We start from the raw sequence: 11,194 nt of genomic DNA, 5'->3' as shown, positions 1-11,194 counted from the left end.
ACAAGAGGTTTATCATGACAAAATTATATGGAAGCTTGGAAGCGGGCGGTACAAAGTTTGTCTGTGCTGTCGGTGATGAAAACTTTAACGTTGTAGAAAAAACACAATTTCCAACAACAACTCCAATCGAAACAATCGATAAAACCATTGAGTTCTTCTCAAAATTCGACAACCTTGCTGGTCTTGCAGTTGGTTCATTTGGTCCGATTGATATTGATAAAAACTCAAAAACTTATGGCTTTATCACGACGACTCCAAAACCAAACTGGGCAAATGTGGACTTGCTTGGTGCCCTTCGTCGCGCCCTCAACGTGCCAATGTACTTCACAACCGACGTAAACAGCTCTGCCTATGGTGAAGTGGTTGCCCGTAACAATGCGGGTGGTCGTATCGAAAACTTGGTTTACTACACAATCGGTACAGGTATCGGTGCAGGTGTTATCCAACGTGGTGAGTTTATCGGTGGTGTGGGTCACCCTGAAATGGGTCATTATTATGTTGCTAGACACCCAATGGATATTGAAAAAGAGTTTAAGGGTGTTTGTCCTTTCCATAAGGGATGTCTGGAAGGCTATGCAGCTGGTCCAAGTTTGGAAGCTCGTACAGGTGTTCGTGGGGAAAACATTGAACTCAACAACCCTGTTTGGGATGTTCAAGCCTACTATATCGCTCAAGCTGCGGTTAATGCGACAGTGACTTTCCGCCCAGACGTGATTGTCTTTGGTGGAGGGGTCATGGCTCAACAACACATGCTGGACCGTGTCCGTGAGAAATTTACATCTCTTCTCAATGGCTACCTACCAGTACCTGATGTGCGTGATTACATCGTGACGCCAGCAGTCGCAGGAAATGGTTCTGCTACTCTTGGAAACTTTGTCCTTGCAAAAGAAGTTTCAAAATAAAGCACAAAATCCGCTTGGGAAACCAAACGGATTTTGTGGTTGCAAATAATATTTTTGAGCCTTTCCTTAAGTGATTACGGACGGTAGCGACTTTCTTCGAAATTCCATACCTAAACTTTGAGCCTAATGTCTCAAAGTTTCCGAATACCTGAAACCATTAGATTTCAGGTGTTTCTATCACGGCGGAAAGGCTAGGTAAGTCCTCGCCTTACTATCGAAAAATATGCATGATTTCCATACCAAAGTATATTTAGTATTAAGCTATAGTTAATCTACGCTTTAAAAATCCACTTGGGAAACCAAACGGATTTTTTACGTGTCAAAGCATTTGCCAGAAAAAGTCAATAATATAGGTCAGACCGTAGGTATAAACCACGAGAGTAAAGGGTTTGGTCAGAATGATGATGGTCATATAGCGCTTGAAACTCATCTTGGTCAGGGCAGCCAGCATACAGAGAAAGTCAGCTGGACTAATGGGCCAAATCATCATAAAGATAAAGAAACGGTCAAAACGATTGCCCTTGTCCAACCAGCCGATGTACTTGTCATAGGTGCGCTTGCTGACGACAGACTGGACAAAGGCAGCCCCATAGAGGCGCACCAGATAAAAGATAATGGCACAGCCAATCACGATACCGATATAGTTGTAGATTGTCCCGATGATGTGACCGTAGATAAAGACCCCAGCTACCGAGGTCAAGGCCCCAGGAATGATAGGGACGACCGTTTGTAAAATCTGTAAAAAGATAAAGAGGGGTGGCCCCCAGATGCCTGCCTGCTGGATAAAGGCAGAGAGGGTTTCCTTAGACTGTAAAATCCCAGCTTGATAAGCCCAAATACAGAAAATCAAACTCCCAACCCCACCGACAATCGATGAGATATTGATAACTTGCTGCAGAAGGGGAGAAACAGCTTTCATTTGTTTATCCTGTGACATGTAAACTCCTCATAGATAGTATATTTCTACTATACCATATTTTGGAGGAGAAAGGGGGAATGAGTGTTTTTGATGAGGAATGGATAGTGAATAGTCCTTCGAGACTTAGAATAGGTCCGTTCCCTAAAGTTTACATGTATTCTAGGTTTAGAATAATCGCAATTACATAAATTTAAAAGCATTCTAAGTTTCGAATAGCTTATCTGAGATAATTTTGATGCATTCGAGCTTTCGAATAGTCATATTCCCTAAAGTTTAGATGTATTCTGAAGCTAGAAAAGCTAAAATCTAAAAATAATAAGGGTCTCTATCTGATGGATGTAATTTATGTCTAGTATGAATCCTTTGAATCGTTAGCTAATTTTAATATGAATCAGTTCTGAAATAATTACTAAATATAGTTAGATGGTGAATGAATTATTGCTAAATTTCGAGTTCAAGTTAGCCATCCAGAAGTCTTCTCTAGGCGACTTGTAGTTCAAGCATTTTTTAGGATAGTTGTTAATCCATTTTTCGATGAATGCGATTTCTTTGGGAGTCGTTTTCTTAGTTCCCTTAGGCTTAGGTAACCATCTACGAATAAGCCTGTTGTGATTCTCATTAGTTCCCCTTTCCCAAGAGGTATAGGGATGTGCATAGTAGATATGTTCCTTAGAAAACATATCGGACAGGCGGTTGAATTCCGTTCCGTCCATTAGTAGATAAAGGATTACTCCTTCTTGAAATGACAGATGAACTTGTTTCTTATAAAAAATGTTGTCAAGAAATTATTCGCTTTTTTCCAGAAGTTTTAGAGGAAGAGAACTTTATGGGGAAAAAGGAGTTACTCAAATAACAATTCAGGATCAAAAATAGACAGTTGAGGAGCAGAGTGGATAAATTAAGTTTGCTACTGTATAATGGATTTATCACTAAAAACGCTCCATGCCATATTTTACATAGCATTAGTCTTCTAAAAATGGACAGAAATCATTGTAAAGGCTATCAAAAAAGAGTATAATGAGTGAAAGAAATTTCGGAGGTTAAAGATGCTAGAAGTAAGAAGTCTAGAGAAAAGTTTTGGATCCAAGCAAGTTTTGTTTGGTATTGACTTTCAAGCGCGACCAGGTCGTATTTTGGGACTAGTCGGAAAAAATGGTGCTGGGAAGACAACGATTTTCCACAGTATTTTGAAGTTTTTAGAATATCAAGGAGAAATTAGTCTTGATAATCAGGATATTCGTCAGGAGACCTACACTCGGATTGGCTATCTGCCTGAAGAACGCAGTCTCATGCCTAAATTGACAGTTCTTGAACAAGTTCGCTATTTGGCGACTCTAAAAGGTATGGATGCCAAGGAGGTCAAGGAAAAACTCCCTCAATGGATGAAGAAGTTGGAAGTGAAAGGGAAGCTGACTGATAAAATCAAGAGTCTGTCAAAAGGAAATCAGCAGAAGATTCAGCTTATTATTACTCTGATTCATGAACCAGACTTGATTATCTTGGATGAGCCTTTCAGTGGCTTGGATCCAGTCAATACTGAATTGCTCAAGCAAGTCATCTTTCAGGAAAAAGAACGTGGGGCAACCATTATCTTTTCTGACCATGTTATGACCAACGTCGAGGAACTTTGTGACGATATTCTCATGATCCGAGATGGCCGTGTGGTCTTGCATGGACCAGTTCAGGATGTCCGCAATCAATACGGGAAAACGCGTCTCTTTGTTGCAAGTGAACGAAGCAAGGAAGAACTGGAAAAACTTCCTCATGTTAAACAGGTGAGCTTGACCAAACAAGGCAGTTGGAAATTGATTTTGGAGGATGAGAGCGCTGGAAGGGAACTCTTCCCAATCTTGACTCAGGGGCAATATATCGCAACCTTTGACCAACAAGCGCCGACAATCGATGAAATCTTTAAACTAGAATCAGGGGTGGAAGTATGAGAAATATGTGGGTTGTAATCAAGGAAACCTATCTTCGACATGTCAAATCGTGGAGTTTCTTCTTTATGGTGATTTCGCCGTTCCTCTTTTTAGGAATCTTTGTAGGAATTGGGCATCTTCAAGGCTCTTCAATGGCTAAAAATAATAAAGTGGCAGTAGTGACAACAGTGCCATCTGTGGCAGAAGGACTGAAGAATGTAAATGGTATTAACTTTGACTATAAAGACGAAGCAAGTGCCAAAGAAGCGATTAAAGATGAAAAATTAAAAGGCTATTTGACTATTGATCAAGAAGATAGTGTTCTAAAGGCAGTTTATCATGGCGAAACATCGCTTGAAAATGGAATTAAATTTGCAGTTACAGGTACACTCAATGAGCTGCAAAATCAGCTTAATCGTTCAACGGCCTCCTTGTCTCAAGAGCAGGAAAAACGCTTAGCGCAGACAGTTCAATTCACAGAAAAGATTGATGAAGCCAAGGAAAATAAAAAGTTTATTCAAACAATTGCAGCAGGCGCCTTAGGATTCTTTCTTTATATGATTCTGATTACCTATGCGGGTGTGACGGCTCAGGAAGTTGCCAGTGAAAAAGGCACCAAAATTATGGAAGTCGTTTTTTCTAGCATAAGGGCAAGTCACTATTTCTATGCGCGGATGATGGCTCTATTTCTAGTGATTTTAACGCATATTGGGATTTATGTTGTAGGTGGTATCGCTGCCATTCTGTTATTTAAAGATTTGCCATTCTTGGCTCAGTCTGGTGTTTTAGATCACTTGGGAGATGCTTTCTCACTGAATACCTTGCTCTTTATTTTGGTTAGTCTCTTTATGTACGTCGTCTTGGCGGCCTTTCTAGGTTCTATGGTTTCTCGTCCGGAGGACGCAGGAAAAGCCTTGTCGCCTTTGATGATTTTGATTATGGGTGGTTTTTTTGGAGTGACAGCTCTGGGTGCAGCTGGTGACAATCTCATCTTGAAGATTGGTTCTTATATTCCCTTTATTTCGACCTTCTTCATGCCATTTAGAACCATTAATGGCTATGCAGGGGGAGCAGAAGCATGGATTTCGCTAGCTATTACAGTGATTTTTGCGGTGGTAGCAACAGGATTTATCGGACGCATGTATGCTAGTCTCGTTCTGCAAACAGATGATTTAGGAATCTGGAAAACCTTTAAACGTGCCTTAGCTTATAAATAGAAGAGCCTCGCGAAAGCGAGGTTTTTTAGAGATGAAAAGAGTGGAATCACGAACCTAATTACTTACACATTATGTAAATAGGTTACTTGAAAACTTGATTGTATAGTGAACTGAATCTGGAATAGGATAATATTGCTTCTAAAACATTCTTATAAATTGATTTGAATTCCAAAATCCCATCGTTTTCCGTTCTTATTTCATTTTGCGATATAGTGAAAGGAAATAAGTCAGCTCACAAAAAACGCATACTACCAGGATTTTTCAAGACCTGATAGTATGCGTTTTTTGATTGTGAAGACTTTTCATCCAGCCTCTTTATGTGATAAAGTATCTTTAATATTCAATGGAAATCAGACTGGGAAGTTAGCGGAAGGATCTTCGAAACTATGTTTTGAGGTTTAGGAACTGACCAAGTCAGTAACATATACACACTAAGGACAAGCTGACGTGGTTTGAAGAGTATAAAAATCTGTTTCGTAAGCATCTAATAATAGGGTATTTTGATAGTGTAATCATTTGGATAAGCATTATAGTATAGTGATATGAAGTGATATGAAATCAACTAAACTAAATAAGAAATATAGATTATCAAAACTCTTTTAAAAGATTGCATTAAATCTAAATAACATAGACGTCTTCAGCGTGTGCTGTCTCATCTTATGCGAAAATCTTATAAGGAGAGTATAGAAAATCTCGATTGTAATCAACTAACTGATTGGAGAAATGTATAAATATGAGAAGTTAGACCCCCATATCACTACCATAATGAGATTGCTCGAATTCCTTGCTTTTTATACTCAATGAAAATCAAAGAGAAAACTAGGAAACTAGCCGCAGGTTGCTCAAAACAGTGTTTTGAGGTTGTGGATAGAACTGACGAAGTCAGTAACCATACCTACGGCGAGGCGACGTTGACGCGGTTTGAAGAGATTTTCGAAGAGTATTAACTCAATATCAAACTGGCTACGATAGGGCTGACAAAGACATAGAGAATACCAGTGACACCGATAGCCAAACCACCCATAGCTCCTGCTACAGAGCCGTATCGGAAGGCTGTCCCTGTTCCGACTGCATGGCCTGTTCCTCCAAGGGAAAGACCAACAGCTACTGGATCGTCAATTTTCAACCACTTCAAAAGGGTTGGTCCGATGACACTGGTTAAAATCCCAGTCGCCACTACAACCACCAAGGTCACGGTCGTCAGACCTTGCAATTTTTCTGTAATTCCTACTGCCATGGCGGTTGTTACTGACTTAGGAAAGAGAGAAATGGCTAGGAAAAAGTCCATTCCAAATATTTTTGCCACAAGGGCTGTGAAAGAGGTATTGACCACTACTGCTAACAGACTACCAAAGAGAATACTCCGAGCATGGTGCTTCATCAGGTGAAAACTCTTATAAAGCGGAATCCCTAGAGCCACTGTAGACGGAACAATCAAGTTGTTCAGATAAACCCCACCTTGGTAGTAATCTTGGTAAGAAATACCTGTCACCTTAAGAAAAATAATGATAAAAATAGCCGACAAAAGCAGGGGAGTTGTCAATGGATGGGGAAAACGTCTGTAAATCAGCATTCCCACTAGATAAGCTAGGATAGATAGGGCAAGCCCGAACAGGGGATTGGAAACAAATTCACTCATTTGGCATCTCCTTTCTCATAATCTCCCTCAAATCGTCTCTTGATGAACTGAACCACCAAGGCAATAAGGATAATATTGATGACTGCTGCAAAAAAGACAATCAAAACAATGGGCAAAAGATAGGGAGCAATCACATCAAACTTCTCCATGATTCCCACTGCTGGCGGTAAAAAGAGAATGGTCATATTGGCCAGCAAGAAATTCCCAACCATGTTGACATGTCTGGTTCTCAGCCACTTGAACTGCAGGGCTAGAAAGAGAATAATCAAACCGATAATACTGCCTGGTATGGGCAAATGAAAGAAACTGGAAATCCCCTCTCCGATTAGAGAAATCACAAAGAGAATCATTAATTGAACATATAATTTCATCCTAAACTCCACGAAATAGACTTCTTACATACCAGTTTACTATTTTTTCAGAAAATTTCAAGGAAATGCACAAGGGATAATGAAAATTAAAGAACAAACTAGGAAGTCAGCTGCATGTTGCTCAAAGCAAAGTGTTGGGTTTGTAGGTCAAACTGACATAGTTTGAAGCGATTTTCGAAGAATACTACTTTTCTTTGCTTAAGTGAATGACTTGGTCATAGTGCTTTAAGTCCTCTTCTGTGTAGTGGTGAATGACTTCAATGACTGTTTGAGGTAGGGAGAAAAGCAAGTCGCTAATTTTTCTGCTATTTTCCGAGTCAAGATTGGCCTTAATCTCATCTGCTAAGATGAGTTGGCTATCATGGTAGAGGGCGCGAGCGATTTCTAGGCGTTGCTTCTCGCCACCAGATAGACTATCATTACTGAGCGTTCGATTTTTCAAATGTTCTAATCCTGTTTTTTTGAGGATATGATTTAAAGTCTCTGGATTTTTATCCAGTCCTAGAAGGATATTGTCTTCCAGAGATAGCGTGTCAAAGCAATGGCTATCTTGGAGAATATAGGAACTAATACTTGTGATTTCTTGACGTGACAGGTTCTGACCAGCAAAGCTAATCTGACCACTTGTTGGTGTCTCTTCTCCATGAATGATATTGAGCAGGGTTGTTTTACCAGAGCCACTTTCCCCGATAATGGCAATTTTTTCTCCTTGCTTGATGTGTATGGAAATCGGAGACAAGAGGCTATTCCCCTCTTTTTCAAGGGAGATGGTGTCAAGTTGGATAGGGAAAATATTTTCTATGCTTCTAGGCGAGATGGGATCAGACTGGTTCAAAAGTTTTTGGTATTTGTTGAGAAGAGTTCGAGTCGCTTTTCGGGTGTTGGTAAAGTAAGCCAACTCTTGGAATTGATAGCCGATATTATGGGAAACTAGATAGATAGCCACAAAACTCGCCGCATCTAAATAATTATAGTAGGTCATAAAGCCACCGATGACGATTGGTGTGACAGAACAAAAGGCATCGATGCTATTGATCAAGAGACTGTTTAAAGTGCGTTGTTTTTCATAGTTGATTTCGGCATCTAGACTGGTTTGTAATTGTTTTTGGTAGCGAGTAAAAAAGTAGTCTTGTCCCTGATAATGGCGAATTTGTTGGCTACCACCAATAAAATTTGTCAAGCTTGCTAAGTAGCTCTGGTTAACAGTGGACCGCTTTTCAGAAAGTGAGTCCAAACGCTTTGATCCGATAGCACTGCAGAGTACAGGAAAGGAGTAGAAGAGGATGAAAATCAAGCCTAGGTAAAAATTAGTCCATAGGGCATAGAGAATGGACACAGTTGTGAAGCCAAGAGAAGAAATGATGATGACCGTTGGCTCAATATAGCTTTCTTCTAGTTGCTTGACGTCATTTTCTAGGTCGGACAAAATATCCTTTTCATCAATCTCATAACTGTTTAAAAATCGCTTGAAAATAGCACTCTTGATTCCATATTTGAAGTCAGTAATCAAACGAGCGTAGTAATAGCGTTTCCCAGCTAAGCCTAGTAAGAGGATGAGGTTTCCAAGGATTCCCAAAATCAAAACTTTCCAAAGAAGGCCTAGCTCTTGATTGGTAAAACTGGTAACAATATTCTGAACAAGGGCTGGTGTGATAATTGCTTCCAGCCAAGTAATCGCAATAGAAAAGAAGTAAAGTATGAGGTGTTTCTTGGAAAAGAAATTTTTAAGCATAGCGGATAAACCTTTTGAAATTATTAACGAGTTTAGATATTTTGGATTGATCTTGTGAAAGATAAATGATTTCTTTAATACAATATTCCATTAATTCAGGCTTATGACATTCTATAAATTGTCCATCTTCGTTAATTACTGAAGAATAACCATCAATGATATTAGCAACGCATTCAAGACACATACCTTTACACCAACAATCTTTACATTGTTGGAAGTATTCTTTATTATTAAATAGCTCTGCTTTAGAGCTATTATGAGTTCCCCAAAATCTAAAACACAATTTTTTGCTACCATCAACATCAAAAGTTATGGTATTTGAAGGATCTATATCGTCGCAGAATGTATGATTAGTACTCTTATAAATCATAGAAATTAAAACATCATATAGGATGGGACTTATAAAAGCTTTTTCATTATTTTCAACAATATTATTTATAGAATCAGTAATGAATTTTTTCCTATCTACTAAGCTTTTTTCCATTTCTTTAACCACAAGCACCTTATTTTTACTAAATACGTCATTGATGTTAAAGTGTACATCCATATTTGTAAAATATTGGAAAATATCATCTCTACTTAGAGAATGTAATTGATGTAGTCTAGTGTATGTTGAAGCAATTTCAAAATTAGTGTAGTTTATAGTTTTTAAATAGTGGATAAATTTAGTAGTTTTACGATGACTACCTTTACCTCTTAATTTATCATGTATAAATTCTGGACCATCTAAACTAATAGTTAGATATGGTTGGAAATTATCTATTATTTTTTTAACATTATTATTTAGTATTGTTCCGTTAGTCACGGTTTCTATTTTAAGTATAGTTGTAAATTTGGAAAATTCTTTAATAATGTATTCGAATAATTGAGTATTAAGAAAAGGTTCTCCACCAAATAGGATAAGTCTATTAATTTGTGTTATACCTCTAAATTTGACTTCGTTAATAATATTATCAGCAGTATCTAGAGTCATGATTTTATTATCCATGCCGTAATTTCCACCATCCGCATAACAGTAAGAACAGGATAAATTGCAACTGTTAGATATGTTAATAACAATTTTTTGTAAAACATTTTTGGGGATGTAGGGGGGCTTATAGGAGGTAGTTCCCTCTACTGAAGAAGTAGATAATGTGAATTTCTCACTATCGAAATAATAATCTCCAATATTAGTATATATTTTTTTTAGCATAATATCACCATTATAAAATAAAGGAGACGAGTGAGAACTCGTCTCATAGAAAACTATCGTCCGCCACCACAAGAATGGCTTGGACCACAATGACCTGGTACGGAGTAAGTTTGATCTGTATCTAATAGATCTTCAAGGTCAATAATTTGCACTGTTCTCATATTTTCACCTCCTTAATTTGATGATTTAATGATACTCTTTTTGAAATAATAATTAAAAATTTTCCCATATAAGAAAATTATTTCAGTTCTTCTATTACCTTTGCTAAATGTTTTTCAAATTTTTTTGCTAAGCTATCGCTGTGGACTAACTTCATTGTTGCTATGCACTTTCTCATTTCTAAAACAGAACGTTTATTTTTGTCTTTTTTTAAAGTATATAAGTTTTCGGCATAGTGAAAAACTAATTTTTCATATATCTCAGTTTCTGTAAAATAACAATGTTTTAGTTGCTTTTTAAAATATAAAGAATCTAAAAATTCCTCTCTTTCTATACACGTGATATATCCATTTAGTAACATGGTGGCAAGCAATCTACGATAATGTGGTAAATCTCTGTAGAATTCGGAACGTTGACACATTTCTCTTGATAAGCACATCATAGTAGGGTGAGATAATACATCTATAGTATTCATAAACAAAAGTAATTCATAGCATCCCCAGTATTCCACAGAAAAAAGATAGTCAGATAGATATTTAATATCAGATTCATGGTAATAGATTTTTTCTGACAAATCTTGTAAGCGAATTTTTACTAGAATGGTATTCAGAGTATAGAATTTCTCTCTTTTTGTAGTCTTTTCAAGTTGAGAAATAAGTAGTTTTTCCATTCCTGAAATATCTCTTTTAGAGCTTAGAAGTCGAATTTGCTCTAATAATTCATTTATTTCATCCCGATGAAAGTCATTTGCAGCATACATAAATTCTTCAACAGGCATATTAATAGCATCTAATGCTTGCATAAATTTACCAATCGTCAGATCAGAATTTTCTCTTTCAAATCTAGAAATATGTGATGTAGATAGACCATGTTTTGCAACATCTTTTAATGTTAATCCACGTGATTCTCTAAATTGTTTAAAAATTTTTCCGTAATTTTTCATTTCTGTCACCTCAATTGCTTATATGGAAATTTTTTAGTATGTTTTCAAAATATTATATCATATATAAAAAAGAAAGTGAGGTTGTTTATATGAATAAAAAGATGATTATAACCATGATTCTATGTATTCTAGAGTCAATAATTGTTATTGGTGTTGGCTAAAACCAAAATTAGTTAGCAATAATCTAAAAAACACAGAAAA

The 11,194-nt window shown here is 37.3% G+C and carries 9 protein-coding genes and 2 pseudogenes; 4 read left to right on the top strand and 7 right to left on the bottom strand.

The features are described 5' to 3' along the window. The first annotated feature begins 14 nt into the window (after positions 1-14). Positions 15-902, top strand: coding sequence for a fructokinase ScrK (gene scrK, locus HT725_RS05150; RefSeq protein ID WP_000164310.1), 888 nt, complete (start codon positions 15-17; stop codon positions 900-902). A 319-nt stretch (positions 903-1,221) separates the two neighbouring features. Here scrK and HT725_RS05145 read toward each other — a convergent pair whose 3' ends face one another. Beyond that, positions 1,222-1,839 (bottom strand): TVP38/TMEM64 family protein, encoded by a 618-nt coding sequence (locus tag HT725_RS05145; RefSeq protein WP_000076168.1) that lies wholly within the window; start codon positions 1,837-1,839, stop codon positions 1,222-1,224. 401 nt (positions 1,840-2,240) lie between these two features. After that, positions 2,241-2,528: pseudogene (locus HT725_RS05140) on the bottom strand (IS30 family transposase); the annotation flags it as partial. A 339-nt stretch (positions 2,529-2,867) separates the two neighbouring features. Here HT725_RS05140 and HT725_RS05135 point away from each other — a divergent pair. The 3 genes and pseudogenes from HT725_RS05135 to HT725_RS10235 all read left to right on the top strand — a co-directional run. Continuing rightward, a complete protein-coding gene (locus tag HT725_RS05135; protein WP_112443875.1) occupies positions 2,868-3,761 on the top strand; it encodes an ABC transporter ATP-binding protein in 894 nt (297 codons plus the stop codon). Further along, a complete protein-coding gene (locus HT725_RS05130; protein ID WP_112443876.1) occupies positions 3,758-4,957 on the top strand; it encodes an ABC transporter permease in 1,200 nt (399 codons plus the stop codon). The genes HT725_RS05135 and HT725_RS05130 overlap by 4 nt, the downstream gene beginning before the upstream one ends. A gap of 578 nt (positions 4,958-5,535) precedes the next feature. Continuing rightward, positions 5,536-5,685 (top strand): annotated as a pseudogene (locus HT725_RS10235) (IS630 family transposase); the annotation flags it as partial. 215 nt (positions 5,686-5,900) lie between these two features. Here the strand turns inward: HT725_RS10235 and HT725_RS05125 are convergent. The 5 genes from HT725_RS05125 to HT725_RS05105 form a co-directional block, all read right to left on the bottom strand. Further along, positions 5,901-6,596 (bottom strand): LrgB family protein, encoded by a 696-nt coding sequence (locus HT725_RS05125; protein WP_001288943.1) that lies wholly within the window; start codon positions 6,594-6,596, stop codon positions 5,901-5,903. Then, on the bottom strand, positions 6,593-6,967 hold the full coding sequence (locus tag HT725_RS05120; protein ID WP_000781325.1) for a CidA/LrgA family protein: 375 nt from the start codon (positions 6,965-6,967) through the stop codon (positions 6,593-6,595). The genes HT725_RS05125 and HT725_RS05120 overlap by 4 nt, the downstream gene beginning before the upstream one ends. A 184-nt stretch (positions 6,968-7,151) precedes the next feature. Further along, complete coding sequence (locus HT725_RS05115; protein WP_173219714.1) at positions 7,152-8,699, bottom strand: ABC transporter ATP-binding protein; 1,548 nt, start codon at positions 8,697-8,699, stop codon at positions 7,152-7,154. Then, a complete protein-coding gene (locus HT725_RS05110) occupies positions 8,692-9,891 on the bottom strand; it encodes a radical SAM protein (protein ID WP_173219717.1) in 1,200 nt (399 codons plus the stop codon). Before HT725_RS05110 ends, HT725_RS05115 begins: the two co-directional genes overlap by 8 nt. 238 nt (positions 9,892-10,129) lie before the next feature. Further along, positions 10,130-10,993, bottom strand: a complete 864-nt coding sequence (locus HT725_RS05105; protein WP_173219720.1) for an Rgg/GadR/MutR family transcriptional regulator — start codon at positions 10,991-10,993, stop codon at positions 10,130-10,132. Between the last annotated feature and the right edge of the window lie 201 nt (positions 10,994-11,194).

The organism is Streptococcus sp. 2579 (assembly GCF_013277195.1).
Lineage (GTDB): Bacteria > Bacillota > Bacilli > Lactobacillales > Streptococcaceae > Streptococcus.
The sequence above is the reverse complement of the archived record's forward strand: the minus strand, read 5'-3'. Positions and strand labels throughout refer to the sequence as shown.

Coding starts and splice junctions, on each gene's coding strand:
- scrK (WP_000164310.1), top strand. CDS start 15: ATGACAAAATTATATGGAAGCTTGGAAGCGGGCGGTACAAAGTTTGTC.
- HT725_RS05145 (WP_000076168.1), bottom strand. CDS start 1,839: ATGTCACAGGATAAACAAATGAAAGCTGTTTCTCCCCTTCTGCAGCAA.
- HT725_RS05135 (WP_112443875.1), top strand. CDS start 2,868: ATGCTAGAAGTAAGAAGTCTAGAGAAAAGTTTTGGATCCAAGCAAGTT.
- HT725_RS05130 (WP_112443876.1), top strand. CDS start 3,758: ATGAGAAATATGTGGGTTGTAATCAAGGAAACCTATCTTCGACATGTC.
- HT725_RS05125 (WP_001288943.1), bottom strand. CDS start 6,596: ATGAGTGAATTTGTTTCCAATCCCCTGTTCGGGCTTGCCCTATCTATC.
- HT725_RS05120 (WP_000781325.1), bottom strand. CDS start 6,967: ATGAAATTATATGTTCAATTAATGATTCTCTTTGTGATTTCTCTAATC.
- HT725_RS05115 (WP_173219714.1), bottom strand. CDS start 8,699: ATGCTTAAAAATTTCTTTTCCAAGAAACACCTCATACTTTACTTCTTT.
- HT725_RS05110 (WP_173219717.1), bottom strand. CDS start 9,891: ATGCTAAAAAAAATATATACTAATATTGGAGATTATTATTTCGATAGT.
- HT725_RS05105 (WP_173219720.1), bottom strand. CDS start 10,993: ATGAAAAATTACGGAAAAATTTTTAAACAATTTAGAGAATCACGTGGA.